Here is an 18,788-nt window from a genome sequence, read left to right as displayed (position 1 = left end):
ATTAAGCGGTGACAAACTTCAGGCGTTCGATCAGCATATCGCGCATTTCAGCAGGATTTTTCTGCAGAATATCGCCGCCAGTCCGGCCTTCAGCCGCATTTTTCTGCGCCACCTGCAGGCGCATCATCCAGAACCGCCCCGCCGCCATCGCCAAATACAGCTCCAGGCACGCTTTTTCATCCGCTGTCAGCGGGCGCACACTTTCATAGGCATTTAAGAATGCCACCGCTTTGTCTTCATTTAAGGTGATGTTTGGATATTCTGTGCAGAAGTCATTTAAGGTAATGGCTATATCAAACAGCCATTCATCTTTATTTAATTCATAAAAATCTAAAATGCCTTTCAGCTCATCGCCATCGAATAAGGTATTGTCGCGGAACAGATCTGAATGGATAAAGCCTTTGGGACGGTTCGGATACATCGCCGTCAAGGCATCATACACACCCAGCAGATTGTTCAGCAGCATGGCGTCTGCATCGTTCAGGCTCGGCTTCACCTCACGCGAGACCTGACGCCAATAGGCATGGTCACGGTAAAACGCGCGCTCTAAAGGAAAATCCTGCAGCGCCACATGCATTTTGGCCTGCGCTACGGCAATGGCTTGCGCCTGCGCGAGTGACGCAGGCATAGGATGCTCGCCCTGCATGCGCGGCGCAATCTGCGCAGGCTTGCCTTTCAGCGTGTGAATGGCTTTGCCCTGATAGGATAAGGGCACCGGCACCGCCAGCCCCGCTTGGCCCAAATGCTCCAGCACCGGCACCAATTCGCCGGCGCCCTGCTCATCCATCTCTTCAAAGATCGTCAGCACATACTGCTGGCCATTTTCACAGACAATAAAATAGTTGGTATTTTGAATTCCGCCTTGAATCGGAATCAGGTCAGCCACATTTAAACCATACGGCGCTGTGAAGTCCTGAACTTCCTTTAAAGTCAAAGTGGTATAAACCGACATAGAAAACCTGCGAAAAATCTTACTTAAGTTTGATAGAATACCCGCTGAATCTGCCAAGGTGTAGCGCTTGAGCGGGTGAGTTTCATAATCGGCTGTAATTATTGGAAAAAATTATGCTTGCTAAACGTATTATTCCTTGCCTCGACGTCGACAACGGCCGCGTGGTGAAAGGCGTTCAATTTCTTGATATCCGTGATGCAGGCGATCCAGTAGAAGTAGCGCGCCGCTATAATGAACAAGGCGCAGATGAAATCACCTTCTTGGACATCACCGCGACCTCAAGCGGCCGTGACACCACTTACCGGACCGTTGAACGCATGGCGGAGTCGGTTTTTGTGCCGCTGACTGTCGGCGGCGGCGTGCGTAAAGTGGAAGATATCCGCTTATTGCTGAATGCCGGCGCAGATAAAGTCAGCATCAACTCAGCGGCCATTTATAACCCAGAATTTGTGCAGGAAGCGTCGCAGCGTTTTGGCGCGCAGTGCATTGTTGTGGCTATTGACGCCAAAAAGACCGGCGACAATAAGTGGGAAATTTTCACCCACGGCGGCCGCAAGCCAACGGGGATTGACGCGATTGAATGGGCCGTGAAAATGGCGGAATTTGGCGCAGGAGAACTGCTGGTTACCTCTATGGATGCGGACGGCACCAAAGCCGGCTATGACTTGGAGCTGATGCGCAATATCAATGACCGCGTCACCATTCCAACCATTGCCTCCGGCGGCGTGGGCAATCTGCAGCATTTGGCGGACGGCATTTTAAAAGGCGGCGCTGATGCGGTATTGGCGGCCTCGATTTTCCACTTTGGCCAATACACCATTCCAGAAGCGAAAAAATATCTGGCAGAGCAAGGCATTGAAATGCGCCTTTAATTAACGGCAGCATAAAAATTTGATTTACAAAAAGAGCGCTTCAGCGCTCTTTTTTATTTTAAATAGAAATTCATACTTAAACTGTTGACGATATAATAAACACAATAAAATGAATATCTTGAAACTAAAAAATGCCTATCACTTCAAAACAGATAGTTGATTTTTTTATACTTGCGGTCATGGGCGCCGCACTTTATAGCGGCGTCACGCTTTACCATCATTGGAAATATAAACAAGCGTTACAGTCTCCGAATCAAATTCGTCATTGCGGCAAATTCATTGAGCAGACAAAAGTGGTGCATGAGCGTTTTGGCCGATCAGACCGCGTTGAACATATCTATAGGTTTTCAAATGAATTGGGCGTTTCATTCAGCTTTACCGGCAGCAGGCCAGTGATTAAACCACTTTCAGTATTAACAAGCTTGCAGCCAGAGCAGCCTGTTTGTTTCCAATACACGCTCACCGCTCAAGAGCGAAATGGACTGTTCTTTACACTGACTAAAATTGAATAGAACATGTATTTAAACACCGCTTTTATTTGCCATCGCCTTCTGCGGCCTAATCGTATTTGGCCTGCAGACTTATGTATTGAAAATCAGGCAGGAAACACAGGGCATCATGGTCATACTGATAATCGCAGGCTATTTATATGCTTATCTCTTCGGGCTAAATCAATATCGTGAAATGCGCTATCAAAAAGCGCTGGATTCACATCAGCAGCAAAGCCAATGCGCTGAATTCATCCGGCTGGTTAAATTCAATTGGGGTCGGAAAGGCCAACATGAAACGGCTGTTCAGTTCCGAATGGATGAATATCAATTTATCGAATTCAATGCTGATCCGCCTGCTTTAAAACATCTTCCGCAGATGGCGCAGCTTCAGCACAGCAAGCGCTATTGTTTCCGCTATGCAGGGGATATCAAAGACTGGAACGGGCGCTGGATGATGACAGCACTGCAAGCTGATCAGCAAAATGCATCAATTCCACGCTGAAAGAAAAAACAGCAGGCAAAAAAAAAGGAGTCCTTAGACTCCTATAAACCAAGAAAATTACAGCGCTCGGTTATCTTAAATGACCAGTGAAATATACAAACAGTTTCACGGAGACAGGTGAATGCCTCCGATTAAGCGACTATAAAATAAACACTGCTTCGAAATATTGACAATAAAGCCGCAAATTATTGACCAAACACGACAAACTGGCCTGCGTCATGCCCTTTTCCGGCAGTAATTCTTTAAGCGGCGGCATTTTCAAGCATTGCCGCTTTCTTCTCGACCCATTTCGCAGGACGGATGCGGCTGACCGCCCAATTCAAGCCATCAGACAGCGCCTTCGGCAAAGCGATGCCCAGCGGGTTTAATTCCTGCAGTTCTGGCGATGAAATTACCCGGGTTCCCAAGATGTAGTCAAACCACGGTTTGGTGACACACCAGTTGGCATCCTGATTGGAATTCATATGATGGTCATAATGCCATGGAATTTTCTTCATGGCCCATTCAGGCTCTAAATGCGCACGGCGGTGAATATAGTAATAATTGCCGGCCGCATACAGTACAGACAGGCTCATGCCTTTAGAAACCGGATAAAACAGCGGCGCAAAAACGCCTGCAACCACCGCCAATGAAATGATTTCATTTTTGGTGCGCCAATTGCTGAATCCTTCCACATAGCCATGATCGTGAAAGTCCGTTTTCCGCACCTCGCGGTGATGTTCCCAATGCGACTTCATGCTGTCCGGCACAGGACTGTAGCGCGGCTTGCCGGCACGGTGCGTGCCGTGCAGGATGTACTTGTGCGCAACCCATTCAAATCCATTCGCAATCACCAAACCCGCGATAAAACCTTTCAACATATGCATTCTCCCTCTATTCAACTGACTATAGAGAATGCAAAAGACTAGATCTTGACCTGTTTTTTGAATATTATTGACAAATCACGACAATATCCAAAAATAAAAAATGCAGCAGCTTAAGAATTATACCGGCTCAGTCTACGGCGGCCTTGGACATTTGCTTTACGCGTTTTATCAATCGCAGGCGCTGGCTATTCCAGAACAGCTGGCGCGGGTGCAAAATTTAGAACGCTTTGATTATATCTTATGGCGGGATTTACTGACGGCGCTGGATCAGCAGCTGCAGCGTCCGGCGCTGGGCCTGCAAATTGCGGAACTGGTTCAGCCTAAACATTTAGGCATCATCGCCTATATTGCCATGTCCTGTGAAAATCTGGGAGAAGCGCTGCACCGCTATCATGACTTTCACCGTTTGGTTTATGACGGCTCACCACTGCAGGTCTCGGCAGAAAATGGCCTGCTCTCGATCCGCTGGTCTGACTTGCCTAAAAACATGACGACTCAATTGACCGATGAAGTTGCCATTGCATTGATGGTCGGTTTTTTAAAGCATTTTATGGACTTTAAAGATATCAGCCTGAGTGAAGTTCATTTTCAATCGGAGGCTCCTAAACATGTAGCGCTGTATGAACAGTATTTCCGCTGCAAAGTGCGCTTTTCCCAGCCCTGCTCGCAGGTGCTGATGCCGGTGCAGGAACTGTCAAAACCATTTTTTCAGGGCGATCAGACCCTGCAGCAGCTGCTGACACAGCAAGCCCATGCGCTGCTGGAAAAACTACCGAATACTACCCAAACCGACCACAGGCTGCAGCAAGCCATCTTAACAGGGCTGCAGAAAAATTTATTTCAAATTGAACATATTGCCACTCAGCTGAATATTTCTGTACGCCAGCTGCAGCGCCATCTGCAGCAGCAAGGCACGACCTATCAGCAGCGCATGCAGGAAATCCGCTGCATGATGGCTGAAGAATATTTGCGCGATCCGCATTTAAGCCTGCAGGAAATTTCCCTGCTGCTGGGATATTCGGAACAGAGCGCTTTTCAGCGGGCATTCAAGCAATGGCAGCAGCTGACACCGCAACAATGGCGGCTGCGCAATCTGTAGGGCGCTGTAATGCTCTTTCTCTTCATGCCATTATTTCGGCATAAATAATGCAATAAGTTTAGTGCCTTATAAAAAACAATCAGTATAGGTCACCAAAAAAACAGCTTCTGGAGAGTTTATAAATATGTTGCAGAATGAATTGGTGCCTTTTGGCTGATGGGCTGGCGAGCGCTTCAGCAGCAAAGGCTTCATTCCCTATATGATTTTCCAAGTGATGGGCGCGCTGATTTATAAATGTGACCCAAGAAGGCTAAGCTCCAAACTGCTGAGGCCTTCAAATGGGCCATATGCCCCATAAAAAAGCGCATTTTATGGCGCTTTTTTTATTCCATGCAGAATGCTTTTATACAGACTAGATTTTAAAGAAATGGATTTTCAATTTCCCGGCCCTGTTCCCGCGGCACAGTTTCAGGCAAATCAGCCTCGCCTTCCAGCGCTTTTACGACATCATTCAGCACAGCCTGCAACGCTTTGGCGGCTTTTAACCCCGCCTGATCTTTGGTGAGCTGCAAATTGCCGTACAGGCTGACGCAATCTTCAGCATTTTCAACGGTTAAATCATGGATTGCATGTGATTCTGTGCCATGTTCATAAGGCTTAAACATAATTTTCCCTTATCTTGTTGTTATCAAATCTGCACCGCATTCCTGCCATCCTAATGCAGGAACATTATTTCAACAACTGCAGAATATATTGCAGCAGCGCTTCTATCAGCTGTTTGACAATTGCATCCTGCGCAGAAGCATCCAGCCCAGATGCAGCATCCTGGTTTTGCGCATGAGAAGATGTCCCCCTTGCGGATTTAAATTGCTTCTGCATGGCCTGCAGCGCGCTGTTATCCACCTCTTCAGCACATTGGCTCTCAGCATCCCAGTGCGAATAGTCAATCGGCTTAGCCGCTTTCACTGCCGTCGCCTTTAAGGGCAAATTATAGGTATTGCGTTTCTGTTCTTCTGTCAGTTGCGGAAACAGATTAATGCCCAGCTGCTCTTCCAAATAGCAGACACTGACAATTTTCACCTGCAGCGAATTATCATTTGGCGCGTAATACGCGCCGATTGCGCCTGTTTTTGGCAAATATACCGCCTTATAAGTGGCGGTCGGCACAATCACGCCTTTGCCAATAGTTTTAAGCTTTTTCGCAGCAAAAACGGGGCCTGAAACAATATAGACATCCTGCTTTTGCCTGGTTGCTAAGGCGCGGACCGCTTCTTCCAGCTCGCGCCAGACCTGCTGATTATTTTTGGGCGCCTGCGGCACCATATTGGCCAAGGAAAAACTGTCAAACTGCGCGTCTTTGGTCGGCATGTCGGCATTCGGCGCCATATGGCCGCGGTCATAGCCTGAAGCGCGGTAATCCGACAGCAGCGCCCGATGCTCTTGCGCTACGCGGGGTTCTTCATGGAAACTGTCTTCCCGCGGGATTTTCTGGCTCAAGCGCTCTGGCGTAAGCGCTTCCGCCACCCACAGTGGCGTTTTTGAAACGCCTGAATACATGACATTAAAGCCGTTGAAGCACAGCGGATAACTGTGCTTATTCAGGCTGTCTTTCATTAAATACGGCGGCACATCCCGGTAAAATTGATCCAGACATGCCGAATTGGATGGCGTTGCCGATGCAACAAATTGCTGTATTTTTTCTTGTCCAAATGCAAAGGCAAAACTTCCCGCAGCCACGACGCCTAAAATCATTTTGACGCCATTTTGATTGAATAATCGGGTCAAAATCTGCCCTGAACTGCTTTTCTTTTTGGCCATTACCACAACATTTACATTTAAAAAGAACTATTTTTCACGAGCTTAGCAAGCGCCCTGCAGGAAGTATACGGAGCTTTTTTTGCTTTGATTAACAATTATGCAAAAATTGTCCAACAATACAGCAGTCGGTGTAACAAATTGTCGCGCGTGTATTGAACTTTATACGCGCGATTGAAGACTTTCGGTGTGTTTCATTGCAACTGGCAGAATAACTATGACAAGGTAAAACGACGAAGGATATGCAAAAGAATTTTATTATTTGGGAGTCGTTATGCATTCTAAGACGAAAGCGAAAGCAAAGATCATCGGTTTAGGCCTCATCTCCGGCTTAATGAGCGCCGCTGCTATGGCAGAACCGCCAATTCAGCCGGGCGATACGCTGCAAAGCCTGTCACAAGTGAAAATCACCACCACCGTCAACGGTCAGCAAGGCTCTATTCAAGAATTAGTAGCCAGCGGCCAAGTGCGTATTGCCGATGCCGCAGCGCAGCAAGCCAGCATCGCCCTCGGTGAGCCCGCACCTGCCGGCGCACAGCCCTTAGATGCTGCACAGGCCAATGAGGCTGCTGTTGAGCAGGCATCCGCTGATGCCATGGCGCCAGCCGAATTGAATAATACCCAGGTTGCTAATGCCCATCTTGGCGCCGATCAGGCAAACCCAGCAGCAGCTCAGGATGCGCAAAGCGCACTGAACCTAGAGCCAGCCGAGACTGAAATGCAGGCGCCTGCCAATACAGCCGCCGCTGCGCCGATTCTGTCCTCCTCTTCAGCGGCCCCAGTGAATGCGGAGGCTCCTGCCAATAGCGACAGCATGTCAGGCGCCGCACCAGAACTGCCGGATGCCAATGCAGCTGCTGAGGCTGCGCCAGAAACACCAGTGGCTGACGCTGCAATTCAAGCCTCTCCTGAAGCGCCGCAAGCTCCGGCAGAGGCGATTGCGCAATAACTTGAAAGCTTATCTTTGCGCAATAAAAAACCAGAGGCTTGCTCTGGTTTTTTATTGTTCTGATTTGGCGCCCCTAGATCTCTATCTGACTGCCCAGCTCCACCACGCGGTTGGTTGGAATCTGATAGAAATCACTGACTGGACTGGTATTGCGCTGCATGGAAATGAACAGCTTTTCACGCCAAGGCGACATGCCTTCCCCCAAAGTATGAATAATGCGGTCGCGCGAAATAAAGAAGCTGATTTGCATTAAATCATACTCAAAGCCTAATTCTGCATAGGCTTTTTCCAGCGCCTCTGGAATATTCGGCTGATCTTTAAAACCATAATCCAGGGTAATGCGGTAAAAACGGTCATCTAGCTTTTCGACCCGGCAGCGTTCCGCGTCTGACACATAAGGGATATCCCGCGTCATCACGGTCACCATGATATTGCGCTCATGCAGCACCTTATTGTGCTTAATATTATGCAGCATGGCATGCGGCACAATATTTGGCGTTCCGGTTAAAAATACCGCATCCCCAGGCACAAACTTGGTTTCATTGCTGAAGCCGATGCTTTTGATAAACAAATCAATCGGCAATGAATCTTTTTCCAGGCGCTTAAAGACCAGCGCGCGGCCATCTTTCCAAGTCATCAAAATCGTGAACAGCACTGCGCCAATTAAAATCGGCACCCATCCGCCTGAAAGAATTTTCAGCGAGGTTGAGGCAACGAAAATAAAATCGAGCAATAAGAACGGCACTGCAAAAAGCGCGACTTTCCATAGCGGCCAGCGCCATAAGCTATAGGCCAATACGGAAATTAAGATCGTGCCGCACAGCATCGTCATGGTCACGGCAACACCGTAAGCGCTGGCTAAATTTTCACTGTTTTCGAACAGCAGAATTAAAATCAGCACCGAGATATACAGCGTCCAGTTAATGAACGGCAAGTAAATTTGCCCGCGTTCTACATCTGAGGTATGGCGCACCGTCAAACGCGGCAAATAGCGCAGTTGAATGGCCTGATTCACCATCGAAAATACGCCCGTAATGACCGCTTGAGAAGCAATGACCGCAGCGGCTGTCGCCAAGCCAATCATTGGATACAGCGCCCAGTCTGGAATTTGCATATAGAACGGATTTGCCAATGCTTCCGGATTGCGCAGCAGCAGCGCGCCCTGCCCGGCATAGCTCAGCAACAGGCAAGGCATCACCACAATAAACCATGCCAATTTGATTGGCAGGCGGCCAAAATGCCCCATATCCGCATATAAAGCCTCGCCGCCCGTCATGGTTAGAATCACGGCGCCCATAGTCAAAAAGGCCACATAAGGCTGATTGACCACAAAACTGAACGCCCAAGCTGGATTGATCATCAGCAGTACATGCGGGGTCTGCAAAATGCTCAATATGCCGAAGAAGCCAATAGACATGAACCACAGCAGCGTGATTGGGCCAAAAAATTTACCCATGGTGCCTGTACCGTGACGCTGGATTAAAAACAGCCCCGTCAGAATGCCAATCGACAAGGGTTCCAGCCACTGGTTAAAGATGGGCGTCGCAATGCTTAAGCCTTCAATTGCAGACAGCACTGAAATTGCAGGCGTAATAATGCCGTCGCCAAAGAACAGCGATGCGCCAATAAAGCCCAATGCAATTAAATAAACCTTTTTTTTGTCACTGATCAGCGTGGTTCGAAGATTCAACGCCAGCAAAGACATAATGCCGCCTTCGCCGTTATTGTCTGCGCGCATAATAATGGTGACGTATTTGAAGCTGATCGACAGCATCATGCACCAGAAAATCAGCGACAGGATACCCAGCACCGACGCTTCTGAAATGGCTAGATGCGCAGTGAGGAAGCATTGGCGCAGCGCATACAGCGGGCTGGTGCCAATGTCTCCGAATACCACACCTAAGGCTGCTAAGGTAATCGCAGGCAGTGCGGCTTTTTGTGCAGGACTTTGCATATTTATGTCTTCAATTTTAGACAGTATTTTTGCGAATCATATCATCAAGGCAAAAGTTTTTCTCTAAATCAATTGTTTCAGCTTGGCAGTCCGGTATTTTTTGGTTATTATCCACCGCGCATATGGTGAGGTGTCCGAGTGGCTGAAGGAGCACGCCTGGAAAGTGTGTATACGTTTGCGCGTATCGAGGGTTCGAATCCCTCTCTCACCGCCATATTCTACTCTCATGATGATTTATGAGGTCTTTAAAAGCTTAAATCTAAAGGATTTAGGCTTTTTTTGTGTCTAATGATATCTGTTTTATCTGTTGCAACCCCGATCTAGACGCAAGTATCACTGGGGCTATAATCCATTTTTCCCCAATTACACCCAAAAAAGAAAACCCAATCTGCTGATAAAAAAATATGGATCTGGAAGTTCCCCCTTCAGGCGGAAAATTTTGGCGGATGAAATTTCGCTTCAATGCTAAAGAAAATATCTGCAGCATGGATTCATATCCTGAAACTCTACTGGTTCAGACGCCCAGCGCTGTTCTCTAAGTGATTTCAAGATGAAAAGGCTGTTCAATTTAAGGCATAAAAAAAGCCGCATCGTAGGATGCGGCTGACAAAGGTGCTCAACTTCTGCTTCTGAGGATTGCCATTAAACTGGTTCAGCTTAATGAACATCTCTAATATCAACCAACAAGATGAGGCAAATCTTAAGAAGCCAGCGCATCGCCTATTCCCAGCCATTTTATTTCAATGCTGCACTATCGCTGCATACGGATCTGGCCCTAGCCCGACGTTTAAAAAGCACCGCGCCTTAAAAACAACCATAACCGTCAAAAATACAGCCGGAAAACAGCCAGTTAACTATCAATCAGAGCATCCTATAGACCGGCTTTACTGATACGTTTTCTTACAAATAGAAAATTTACCGCCTAAAGACAATTGGCAAAGTCTGTGATAAAAAGAATTAATGCAATTTTTTCAGGGTATTGCACAATAAAAAACAATCCATTGATCTTCATTTGATGTATTTGAAAAAATTTAAACTCACATTCCACTTGATCCACACCGTATTTGAAAGCGCCATTAACCAATCAGCATAAATAACTGCTATTCGGGAGAGCTCATGAATAACAGCCTAAACTATGTCAAACAGATCAAGAATGCGAAACGCGGCGGCTACACGCCAACCATAGCCAAGGACATTAATAAGCATAAGATTCAAAAAGCCCTTAAACTCATCGAACAATGGCGGATTCTAGCCAATGAACTGAAACCTCAGCTGCAGCTGGACACCGCATTTACCCTTGAAGAATGCGCTCAAGACTTAGACCGGATCCTTCGCAGCAAATAAAAAACATTTCCTTTCTGCAGGGCATAACAGGAATCTCCCGCTATGCCCTCATCAATTGAAACGGCCTATTCAATCGCTCACTTTTTGGCTTGCACCTTAAAAAAAAATCTGTAGAATGCATTCACAACGCCGGCATAGCTCAGTTGGTAGAGCAACTGACTTGTAATCAGTAGGTCCACAGTTCGAATCCGTGTGCCGGCACCATTTCTTAGCCTCGCTTTTCAGTGAGGCTTTGATGTTTCTGGATCGTGTGTTTTAGCCTTTCTGCGCCGCAACCTGCACGTATCGGACTATCCCGCTCTCAAACAGCCTCCGGCACAGCTTGGCAGTCATTTTAATTTTAAAAGAATCCACCCCTTTTGATGCTTCTGCAGTGTTTAAAACCGTTTCTGCATAATGCGCAAAGCCGGCAAAGACCTGCTCACTGATATCCTCGATTTGAATATTTGTAAATTCAGCCTGTTCCAAAGCCTGCTGCAATTCTTTCTGATTCATTAAATCATGCAGATTGACATCTGCTGCTTTCAGCAAAGCCTGATATTTCAATCTCTGCAACGCATTTAAATTCACATATTGTTCAGACAGCATTAAATAATGAAAGCCCAAACGGCCTGTTGAATTTAAAACGGATGATGTAGAGAACAAGAATGAATTTAAAGCGCTGTGATAGGCCGCATCAATGCACAGCACCACATCAAACCGCAGATCCGGAAAAACAGTGTTTAAATTTAAAAAGGATGCGCAGCGGATGTCTGCTTTTGAATTTAAATTTTTTTGAATTTTTTCGATGCATGCCGGCTGCAATTCCACAGCAGACAGCCTTTGAATTTGATAATCATGCAGCCAGTGCTGCAGGCTGGCGCCCTGGCCGCAGCCAATATCCAGCAGCTGATCATGTGAAGCCAATTTCAGCGCTTGCGCCAAATGATCGGCAAGGGCTTGGCAAGCCTGCGGATACGAGCGCGTATCCGCCTGCCAAAAGCCTAAATTGCTCCAAGCCAGTTCTGCATCATCTCCCAGCAGCTGCGCATTGATTGCGTACTTATGCGGAAACTGTTTGCGGAATGCTTGAAGCCATTTCATGTATTAATAACCGAGCTGCGGGGCAACCTCCACTTTAGGTTTTAATCCCACAAACGGCAATGGCGCGCCAAAAATTTCTGCAATATGCATCGCGGAAGTCACGGCAGACTCTAAAATCGGCAAGCCGTCACACGACCATGAACCGCAATAAAACACTTTGCGGTCTTGCGCTTTATGGCGCTGCTGCAGTTCTTTATTCAGCGCAACGGTATCAGAATCCACCACTGCTCGGGTTAATGTGACCTTGGAAATGATTTTTTTCGGGTCAATTGGCGTCACAGGGCGCCATGTTTGGAAAATAGGCGTTTTACCCACCAAGCTCGGCTCAATCGAGTTCAGCCACACGGTAAATTGCTGCTTGGTGAATTGACGGTCCATCATATAGCTGAGCACTGCCCAGTCTTTGCGTTTTGGCGGCATTACCGTCTGATCGGTGTGAATCACCAAATCGCCCTGCTCAAATTTGAATTTTTTCAGCAGCGCGATATCATCCGCAAACTGCGCCTTATCTAAAAATTCTTCAATTTTTGTCGTTGGCGTCGCCACCACGACACGGTCAAATTCAGTCACTTGACCTTGATTGTTTTCTACCAGCACTTTTTCACCCTGCTCTTTGACAGACGTGATCGCTGAACCGCTGACAATCTCAATGCCTTCGATCAGCTTGTTCACCAGTGCAGGCGTGCCGCCCTGAATGCGCAGCAGCGCATCGCCATCCGTCAATTGGCGCAAGAATACCAGCAGCGGTTTTGCCGGCCATTCCCCAATAGTTTTCGGATTGCAGGTGCAGATGGTATACAGCACCGGCATGACCGCGCCATGCCAGAACACTTCTTCGATTTCATTGCGGTTGATGAATTCCGCCAAAGTGATGTCTTGATCTTTGGATTTGAAAAATTTCGCAATGGCCGTTTTCAGCTGCAGCATGCCCTTCACCAGGCGCCAGCCATACTGCTGAATGCCTTTGCGGTTATTGATAATCGGGAAATTGCCAATGCGGCTGCGCGTCGTCGTCAGCCAGGTTTCTGTCTTATCTTCAAACAGCCAGCTGCAGGCCATATAGGTGCGGACAGGGAAGGTTTTAATGCCTAAGTACGCGGCTAAGCTCAGCGTATTGCTCCAAAGATGCGGATTCATCACCCGCAGCGGCGCATCAATCAGGCCGCCTTCAAATTCGGTGCTGTGACTGTCCATGCCGCGTCCAGGCAACGCTTCAAAAATTGTAATCTTATGCCCTGCGTCTTTTAGAATTCTTGCGGCAGCAAGCCCAGCCATGCCGCTGCCGATGACTGCAATATCCAATCTGCTATTCCATGTGTCAAACTTTTATAAAATTATGACCCATGCCAGTAAAAAACAGGTTATTAAAAACTACCAGATTACGGTTTTTTCAGTAGCGGATACAAAAACCCACAAAAAGCGGATTTTCCTTTTTTCGGCATCTGAACAGGCGCAGCCGCTGGCATCATCAAGCGAGTTTCATTGATACAATCCCAATAAAGCGGTTGAGAAACAAAATGATTCAGTTGACTTTTTTTCAACGGGCGTTTGACTTGAAGGCAGATAGGCGGCTATCGCCGCTGCTAAAAAACATCTCATCCTGAAATTTATGCACATCACGCTTTTAAATAAGGCAAAGCAAGAGCAGCGGCAGCGCAAAAAAAAGCCCCTGAATTGGTCAGGGGCTTTTTTTAAGGCATCAATAATGCCGTTTTTCTGAATCATTCCGCAGACTGAATTGGAATTTCGCCGAATTTGCCTGCATTAAAATCATTAAATGCCTGAATAATTTCATCTTTGGTATTCATCACAAAAGGGCCATAGCCTTGAATCGGCTCATTCAGTGCTTTACCGGTCAGCAGCAGGAATTTCGCATCCTGTACCGCTTCCAGCTGAAGGGCTGGATCGCCGTCTTGGGCAAACATGACAATCGAGCTGTCTGCAACTTTTTGCACGCCATTCAGCAGCAATTCACCTTCCAGCAGCACCAGCAGGACATTATGGTCTACGGGTACATGCATCAGCTCTGCATGGCCTGCTTTTAAAACGCCGTCCCAAACATTCACTGGGCTGAACGTACTGGCTGGCCCGTGCTGCCCTGCATATTCGCCTGCAATTACCCGCAGATGCCCGGCTTGATCCGCAAACTCCAGCACTGGAATATCCTGTTTTAAAATCGCCTGATATTTCGGCGCGGTCATTTTGTCCTTTGCCGGCAGATTCACCCAAAGCTGTACCATTTCAAACACGCCGCCATTTTTGGCAAAGTCCGGAGAATGAAATTCTTCATGCACCACACCAGCGCCCGCAGTCATCCACTGCACATCTCCAGACTGAATCGTGCCGCCGCCGCCCGCCGAATCTTTGTGTGAAACTTCACCTTGATAGGCCAGAGTCACTGTTTCAAAGCCGCGGTGCGGGTGCGAACCGACACCATGCTGTTCAGCCGTTGGCGCGAAAGGATACGGCGCGGCGTAATCGAGCAGCAGGAACGGGCTGATGGCCTGGCCTAAACGGTCATAAGAAAACAGATTTTTCACCGGGAAACCGTCACCGACCCAATGCATTTGATGATTGCGGTAGACACCGATAACTTTTTTCATCTTTTGACTCCTATCTGCAATAGGATGAATATGGGATCCATCGTAGCCTTTTACCATGCTGGCGGGTAGCCTCAAATCAGCACACACAATCCTATAAATAAAACAATCTATTTAGAATAAGCACCCAATTGGACAACGCTATGCTTCATCTTCAGATCATCCCGCAATTAGGATTGTTTTTCTCATTTTTACGCTGGGATTATCCTATTTTTAGCCCTATGCTTTTAAACAGCGCAAGGCTTTACATCTGCGCTTTAGACGCTGGCCTTACAGCATTTTACATGCCGGGCATAATGCCCCGCTCTGGAATTGCATCACGCGCAATTCATATCATGCATCGAATTTCTGAGGAAAAGAAAATGGGCAAACCTTACGTACGTTTAGATAAAGATAATGCAGCCGTACTTTTAGTCGACCATCAAACTGGACTGCTTTCACTGGTTCGCGATATCGATCCGGATAAATTTAAAAACAACGTGCTGGCGCTGGCTGCAGCAGCCAAGTATTTCAACCTCCCAACCATCTTAACCACCAGTTTTGAACAGGGCCCGAATGGCCCGCTCGTACCTGAACTGAAAGAACTTTTTCCAGATGCGCCCTATATTGCCCGTCCCGGCCAAATTAATGCGTGGGACAACGAAGACTTTGTCAAAGCAGTCAAAGCGACAGGCAAAAAGCAGCTGATCATTGCCGGTGTGGTTACTGAAGTCTGTGTAGCCTTTCCAACACTGTCAGCCCTTGCAGAAGACTTTGATGTTTTTGTGATTACGGATGCTTCAGGCACGTTTAATCATTTAACCCGTGATTCTGCATGGGAGCGCATGTCGCAAGCCGGCGCACAGCTGATGACCTGGTTCGGCGCAGCCTGTGAACTGCACCGCGACTGGCGCAACGACATTGAAGGCCTGGGCGCGCTGTTCGGCAACCATATCCCCGACTACCGCAACCTGATCAACAGCTACACGCAAAATACCGCACAGAAATAAAACCTGAAGCGGCCATTAGGCCGCTTCCCGCATATTAAGCCCCAGCAATTTCACGTATGATGCTCAAGCCCATCACGCTTGTTCAGCCCTACTGGTGACTTATGCATTCCTTTGATGATTATTATTATTTCTATCTTGTGGTGAAGCATGGCGGATTCAGCGCCGCCAGCGATGCATCCAATATCACCAAGTCCAAGCTCAGCCGGCGCATCCTGGATCTGGAAGCGCAATTCAATGTGACCCTTATTCAGCGCTCCACCCGCCACTTCAAAGTGACGCCGCTGGGTCAGGAGTTTTTCCAAGAATGCGAGAAAGTCATTGATCAGGTGGAATGCGCGCACAATGTCTTGCTGAAGCAAACCAGCGAACCGCAGGGCCTGATTAAAATCAGCTGCCCCTCGGTCATGATGCGCTACCAGATCCGCAGCCTGCTGAATCAATTCTTAAAAGCCTATCCAAAAGTTCAAATTGAAATGGAGCTGACCAGCCGCCGTGTGGATGTGCTGCATGATGATATTGATTTAGCGATTCGCACCAATTTTCAAGCCAATGAAGACTCCAGCATTGTGGTGCGGGATGTGATTAAAACCACGCATTGCCTGGTTGCCAGCCCCGAACTGCTGAATGGCCGCAGCCTGCTGTTTCCAACTGAAATCAATGATTATCCCGCCATCGTTTTAGGGACACAGAAGCCGCATTATCAGTGGCTGCTCCATCATACCGGCAGTCAGGAACAGATAGAAATTCCTTTAGAGCCCCGGATCAAAAGCAATGACCTTGCAGGGGTGTATTATTCCGTCATCGACGGGCTTGGCATTGCCGACTTGCCGTATTTAACTGTCAAAAAGGATATTGAGGCCGGCCGCCTAATTCACCTGCTGCCAGACTGGTGCTCCAATGTCGGCACAGTGCAGCTGGTGTATGCGTCACGCAAAGGCCAGCGGCTGGTCATGGAAAAACTGGTTGAGCATCTGGTGGAAGGGCTGCGCGCCAATGCGGAAAATCATCAAGGCTATACGCTATGACAAGCAAAGGCCGTGTGAAGCGCTGAAATTGCGCCAGATGCCAGTACCGGCTTCTTGCCAGAGTCTATGCAATAAAAAAACCAGCCTTTCCGGCTGGTTTTTTATGACTGAATGCTATGCAGCTTCAGGTTAGATTTTGCCGACCAAGTCGATTGATGGCGCCAGCGTCGCTTCACCTTCTTTCCATTTTGCAGGACATACTTCGCCCGGGTGCGCATGGACATACTGCGCCGCTTTCACTTTGCGGAGCAATTCAGCAGCGTCACGGCCAATGCCGCCGGCGTTGATTTCTACAATTTGGATTTTACCTTCAGGGTCAATCACAAATGTGCCGCGGTCCGCCAAGCCATCAGCTTCAATCAGCACGTCAAAGTTTTTCGCCAAGGCCCATGTTGGGTCGCCCACCATTGGATATTCAATTTTCTTAATTTCTTCAGAAGAATCGTGCCATGCTTTATGCGTAAAGTGGGTATCGGTCGAAACTGAGTAAATTTCTACGCCCATTTTCTGGAATTCGGCATAATGGTCTGCCAAATCACCTAATTCTGTTGGGCATACAAAAGTAAAATCTGCTGGATAGAAGAACACCACAGACCATTTGCCAATCATGTCTTTTTCAGACACTTCAATAAATTGACCAGCTTTATAGGCTGTTGCGTTAAACGGTTTTACTTCAGTATTGATCAAGCTCATTTCATTTTCCTCTTCAACATTTTGGGGGAGTGCTTATCTGTTGAAGCTAGAATACGCAAGATTTAAAAATTGGTAAAACAGTTGTTTTTTATAATAACAATCGAATTATCAGATTAATATTTTCAATTGATTTGCGCTTTTTAATCGAAAGCAGTTATGTTTCGCGCCGTTTGGGCTTTAGCGGGCAAAACAGATCATCCCGCTGCGGCATTTTGCGCCTGCAGCTGTTCAAAGCTGCTCCAAGCCGCCAGAGCAAAAGCGGCTTTATAGCTTTGCGGCGCAGTTTTTACCCGCCCTGATAGCCATGCACGGCAATAGCTTTCTGTTGAACCGACCATCAATGATAAAAACAGTTCATGCGGAACCTGCTGAATCACCGCATAATCTGGCTGCTGTTTCATCCACGCCAGCAGATGCTGATTGCGCGCCGCATTTTTCTGCTTAAGCTCTTCTTGCTGCGCGCTTTTCGAAATACTGAAATGGGCTGCATATAAAAAACGGGCAAAATCAGGATAGTCCATGACCCAATCAATATAGCTTGCAATAATGATTTGAATGCCCTGCTGCAAATTCTGTGCAGACTGCAACGCCTGATCACGGCGTTCGGCCTGATCTTGAATTGCGCAAACATACAGTGCGGCCACTAAGCCTTCCTTATGCTTAAAATGATGGTAAATCGCCCCGACACTGGCGCCGGAACGCTCACGGATCATTTCAATGGTGGCGGTTTCAATGCCCTGTTCTAAAAAACACTGCAGCGCTTCCGCCAAGATCTGGCGCTTTAGCGCAAATCTTTTGCCGCGGTACACCCGTTCCAGCAATTGCTGATTCTGCATAATGGCATCCGCCTGTGGTTCTGCACCCATGATAATTCATTGATGGCATTTTAAAAGCACGCATCCGTCTGCGCAGCCATATTTACAGAATATTATTCTGTTTTACACTCTGTTCAAACAACCAAGGAATAAACCAATGAGCCAAGCTCTTACAGTATGGAAAAAACTGGCGGGCGCGCCAGGCGGAAAATGGGCGTTCTCAAAATTAATTTGCCTGAAAGCGCCTTATTTCAGCAGCATCGCCCCGCTCTTTGTACAGCTGGAACCGAATTACTGTGAAATTAAAATCAAGAAGCAGCGCGCTGTGCTGAATCATATCGGCACGGTCCATGCCATAGCCATGTGCAACATGGCAGAGCTGGCAGGCGGCTCTATGACAGATGTCACTGTACCCTCTACGCACCGCTGGATTCCAAAGGGCATGACGGTCGAATATTTGAAAAAAGCCGAAACTGATTTAACAGCAGCCGCGGCACCGGCCATAGCTGATTTCACATGGGCAGACGGCAGTGATTATCCGGTAAATGTCGAGGTCAGAAACAGCCAAAATGAAGTCGTATTTAAAGCCGTCATTATGATGTGGGTATCATTAAAAGCGTAAAATCGGCGCATATTTGCAATATGAATGCAGTTTAATGATGATCTGCCGTTCTCAATGAGCATGTTTATCTCATCAAATGGCCAAGGGATGAAGCGCTATAGCGCTTCATCCCTTGCCATCAAGCATATGCGGCGGATCTTTTGAAACGCGCATAGAACACAAAAAGTATTTACAGCA

At 47.5% G+C, this 18,788-nt stretch carries 19 protein-coding genes, 2 tRNA genes and 1 pseudogene; 12 read left to right on the top strand and 10 right to left on the bottom strand.

Going from position 1 to position 18,788, the window contains the following annotated elements:
• Position 1: 1 nt before the first annotated feature.
• On the bottom strand, positions 2-952 hold the full coding sequence (locus tag JZ784_RS10190) for a homoserine kinase (protein WP_346314799.1): 951 nt from the start codon (positions 950-952) through the stop codon (positions 2-4).
• Positions 953-1,062: 110 nt separating this feature from the next.
• Here JZ784_RS10190 and hisF point away from each other — a divergent pair, with 110 nt between their 5' ends.
• From hisF to JZ784_RS10175, 3 genes are all read left to right on the top strand, one after another.
• A complete protein-coding gene (gene hisF, locus JZ784_RS10185; RefSeq protein WP_304512060.1) occupies positions 1,063-1,824 on the top strand; it encodes an imidazole glycerol phosphate synthase subunit HisF in 762 nt (253 codons plus the stop codon).
• A gap of 131 nt (positions 1,825-1,955) precedes the next feature.
• Positions 1,956-2,336: a hypothetical protein gene (locus JZ784_RS10180; protein WP_346314798.1), complete on the top strand. Its 381-nt coding sequence runs from the start codon at positions 1,956-1,958 to the stop codon at positions 2,334-2,336.
• A gap of 106 nt (positions 2,337-2,442) precedes the next feature.
• A complete protein-coding gene (locus tag JZ784_RS10175; protein ID WP_346314797.1) occupies positions 2,443-2,817 on the top strand; it encodes a hypothetical protein in 375 nt (124 codons plus the stop codon).
• A gap of 242 nt (positions 2,818-3,059) precedes the next feature.
• Here JZ784_RS10175 and JZ784_RS10170 read toward each other — a convergent pair whose 3' ends face one another.
• Positions 3,060-3,677: a hypothetical protein gene (locus JZ784_RS10170; protein ID WP_346314796.1), complete on the bottom strand. Its 618-nt coding sequence runs from the start codon at positions 3,675-3,677 to the stop codon at positions 3,060-3,062.
• Between the two features lie 106 nt (positions 3,678-3,783).
• Between JZ784_RS10170 and JZ784_RS10165 the strand changes: the two genes are divergently transcribed.
• Complete coding sequence (locus JZ784_RS10165) at positions 3,784-4,782, top strand: AraC family transcriptional regulator (protein WP_346314795.1); 999 nt, start codon at positions 3,784-3,786, stop codon at positions 4,780-4,782.
• 359 nt (positions 4,783-5,141) lie between these two features.
• On the opposite strand, the gene JZ784_RS10160 is transcribed toward JZ784_RS10165, so the two are convergent.
• Positions 5,142-5,387, bottom strand: a complete 246-nt coding sequence (locus JZ784_RS10160) for a hypothetical protein (RefSeq protein ID WP_346314794.1) — start codon at positions 5,385-5,387, stop codon at positions 5,142-5,144.
• 64 nt (positions 5,388-5,451) lie between these two features.
• The gene (locus JZ784_RS10155; protein WP_346314793.1) at positions 5,452-6,540 is read right to left on the bottom strand and encodes a DNA/RNA non-specific endonuclease; all 1,089 of its coding nucleotides are present in this window, start codon (positions 6,538-6,540) and stop codon (positions 5,452-5,454) included.
• A 271-nt stretch (positions 6,541-6,811) separates the two neighbouring features.
• Here JZ784_RS10155 and JZ784_RS10150 point away from each other — a divergent pair, with 271 nt between their 5' ends.
• Entirely contained in the window at positions 6,812-7,486 is a 675-nt protein-coding gene (locus JZ784_RS10150; protein WP_346314792.1) for a hypothetical protein, read from the top strand.
• Between the two features lie 73 nt (positions 7,487-7,559).
• On the opposite strand, the gene JZ784_RS10145 is transcribed toward JZ784_RS10150, so the two are convergent.
• A complete protein-coding gene (locus tag JZ784_RS10145) occupies positions 7,560-9,440 on the bottom strand; it encodes a potassium transporter Kup (RefSeq protein ID WP_005006860.1) in 1,881 nt (626 codons plus the stop codon).
• 124 nt (positions 9,441-9,564) lie between these two features.
• On the opposite strand from JZ784_RS10145, the gene JZ784_RS10140 reads away from it, so the two are divergent.
• From JZ784_RS10140 to JZ784_RS10125, 4 genes and pseudogenes are all read left to right on the top strand, one after another.
• Positions 9,565-9,654 (top strand) — tRNA-Ser (locus JZ784_RS10140).
• 184 nt (positions 9,655-9,838) lie between these two features.
• A pseudogene (locus tag JZ784_RS10135) lies at positions 9,839-9,958 on the top strand (Arm DNA-binding domain-containing protein); the annotation flags it as partial.
• 598 nt (positions 9,959-10,556) lie between these two features.
• Positions 10,557-10,784 carry a hypothetical protein gene (locus tag JZ784_RS10130; RefSeq protein ID WP_005006850.1) on the top strand — a complete coding sequence of 76 codons (228 nt, stop codon included), beginning with the start codon at positions 10,557-10,559 and terminating at the stop codon, positions 10,782-10,784.
• 128 nt (positions 10,785-10,912) lie between these two features.
• Positions 10,913-10,988 (top strand) — tRNA-Thr (locus JZ784_RS10125).
• A gap of 51 nt (positions 10,989-11,039) precedes the next feature.
• Here the strand turns inward: JZ784_RS10125 and JZ784_RS10120 are convergent.
• The 3 genes from JZ784_RS10120 to JZ784_RS10110 form a co-directional block, all read right to left on the bottom strand.
• Positions 11,040-11,867, bottom strand: coding sequence for a class I SAM-dependent methyltransferase (locus JZ784_RS10120; protein WP_346314791.1), 828 nt, complete (start codon positions 11,865-11,867; stop codon positions 11,040-11,042).
• A 3-nt stretch (positions 11,868-11,870) separates the two neighbouring features.
• On the bottom strand, positions 11,871-13,169 hold the full coding sequence (locus JZ784_RS10115) for an FAD-dependent oxidoreductase (RefSeq protein ID WP_346314790.1): 1,299 nt from the start codon (positions 13,167-13,169) through the stop codon (positions 11,871-11,873).
• A gap of 419 nt (positions 13,170-13,588) precedes the next feature.
• Positions 13,589-14,470: a pirin family protein gene (locus tag JZ784_RS10110; protein WP_005006844.1), complete on the bottom strand. Its 882-nt coding sequence runs from the start codon at positions 14,468-14,470 to the stop codon at positions 13,589-13,591.
• Positions 14,471-14,829: 359 nt separating this feature from the next.
• On the opposite strand from JZ784_RS10110, the gene ycaC reads away from it, so the two are divergent.
• Together ycaC and JZ784_RS10100 are read left to right on the top strand one after the other, a co-directional pair.
• On the top strand, positions 14,830-15,456 hold the full coding sequence (gene ycaC, locus JZ784_RS10105; protein WP_026253441.1) for an isochorismate family cysteine hydrolase YcaC: 627 nt from the start codon (positions 14,830-14,832) through the stop codon (positions 15,454-15,456).
• A 101-nt stretch (positions 15,457-15,557) separates the two neighbouring features.
• Positions 15,558-16,481, top strand: coding sequence for a LysR substrate-binding domain-containing protein (locus JZ784_RS10100; RefSeq protein ID WP_346314789.1), 924 nt, complete (start codon positions 15,558-15,560; stop codon positions 16,479-16,481).
• Positions 16,482-16,610: 129 nt separating this feature from the next.
• On the opposite strand, the gene ahpC is transcribed toward JZ784_RS10100, so the two are convergent.
• Both ahpC and JZ784_RS10090 read right to left on the bottom strand, forming a co-directional pair.
• Entirely contained in the window at positions 16,611-17,174 is a 564-nt protein-coding gene (gene ahpC / locus JZ784_RS10095) for an alkyl hydroperoxide reductase subunit C (RefSeq protein WP_346314788.1), read from the bottom strand.
• Between the two features lie 194 nt (positions 17,175-17,368).
• Positions 17,369-18,040, bottom strand: coding sequence for a TetR/AcrR family transcriptional regulator (locus JZ784_RS10090; protein WP_346314787.1), 672 nt, complete (start codon positions 18,038-18,040; stop codon positions 17,369-17,371).
• A gap of 106 nt (positions 18,041-18,146) precedes the next feature.
• On the opposite strand from JZ784_RS10090, the gene JZ784_RS10085 reads away from it, so the two are divergent.
• Positions 18,147-18,611: a hotdog fold domain-containing protein gene (locus tag JZ784_RS10085; protein WP_346314786.1), complete on the top strand. Its 465-nt coding sequence runs from the start codon at positions 18,147-18,149 to the stop codon at positions 18,609-18,611.
• Positions 18,612-18,788: the final 177 nt, after the last annotated feature.

This window comes from Acinetobacter sp. CWB-B33, assembly GCF_039655955.1.
In the GTDB taxonomy this organism is placed as follows: domain Bacteria; phylum Pseudomonadota; class Gammaproteobacteria; order Pseudomonadales; family Moraxellaceae; genus Acinetobacter; species Acinetobacter bouvetii.
The sequence above is the reverse complement of the archived record's forward strand: the minus strand, read 5'-3'. Positions and strand labels throughout refer to the sequence as shown.

Bases quoted from the DNA above. Each gene is read 5' to 3' on its own strand.
- JZ784_RS10190 (WP_346314799.1), bottom strand. From the start codon at position 952: ATGTCGGTTTATACCACTTTGACTTTAAAGGAAGTTCAGGACTTCACA.
- JZ784_RS10180 (WP_346314798.1), top strand. From the start codon at position 1,956: ATGCCTATCACTTCAAAACAGATAGTTGATTTTTTTATACTTGCGGTC.
- JZ784_RS10175 (WP_346314797.1), top strand. From the start codon at position 2,443: ATGGTCATACTGATAATCGCAGGCTATTTATATGCTTATCTCTTCGGG.
- JZ784_RS10170 (WP_346314796.1), bottom strand. From the start codon at position 3,677: ATGTTGAAAGGTTTTATCGCGGGTTTGGTGATTGCGAATGGATTTGAA.
- JZ784_RS10165 (WP_346314795.1), top strand. From the start codon at position 3,784: ATGCAGCAGCTTAAGAATTATACCGGCTCAGTCTACGGCGGCCTTGGA.
- JZ784_RS10160 (WP_346314794.1), bottom strand. From the start codon at position 5,387: ATGTTTAAGCCTTATGAACATGGCACAGAATCACATGCAATCCATGAT.
- JZ784_RS10155 (WP_346314793.1), bottom strand. From the start codon at position 6,540: ATGGCCAAAAAGAAAAGCAGTTCAGGGCAGATTTTGACCCGATTATTC.
- JZ784_RS10150 (WP_346314792.1), top strand. From the start codon at position 6,812: ATGCATTCTAAGACGAAAGCGAAAGCAAAGATCATCGGTTTAGGCCTC.
- JZ784_RS10145 (WP_005006860.1), bottom strand. From the start codon at position 9,440: ATGCAAAGTCCTGCACAAAAAGCCGCACTGCCTGCGATTACCTTAGCA.
- JZ784_RS10130 (WP_005006850.1), top strand. From the start codon at position 10,557: ATGAATAACAGCCTAAACTATGTCAAACAGATCAAGAATGCGAAACGC.
- JZ784_RS10120 (WP_346314791.1), bottom strand. From the start codon at position 11,867: ATGAAATGGCTTCAAGCATTCCGCAAACAGTTTCCGCATAAGTACGCA.
- JZ784_RS10110 (WP_005006844.1), bottom strand. From the start codon at position 14,470: ATGAAAAAAGTTATCGGTGTCTACCGCAATCATCAAATGCATTGGGTC.
- ycaC (WP_026253441.1), top strand. From the start codon at position 14,830: ATGGGCAAACCTTACGTACGTTTAGATAAAGATAATGCAGCCGTACTT.
- JZ784_RS10100 (WP_346314789.1), top strand. From the start codon at position 15,558: ATGCATTCCTTTGATGATTATTATTATTTCTATCTTGTGGTGAAGCAT.
- ahpC (WP_346314788.1), bottom strand. From the start codon at position 17,174: ATGAGCTTGATCAATACTGAAGTAAAACCGTTTAACGCAACAGCCTAT.
- JZ784_RS10090 (WP_346314787.1), bottom strand. From the start codon at position 18,040: ATGGGTGCAGAACCACAGGCGGATGCCATTATGCAGAATCAGCAATTG.
- JZ784_RS10085 (WP_346314786.1), top strand. From the start codon at position 18,147: ATGAGCCAAGCTCTTACAGTATGGAAAAAACTGGCGGGCGCGCCAGGC.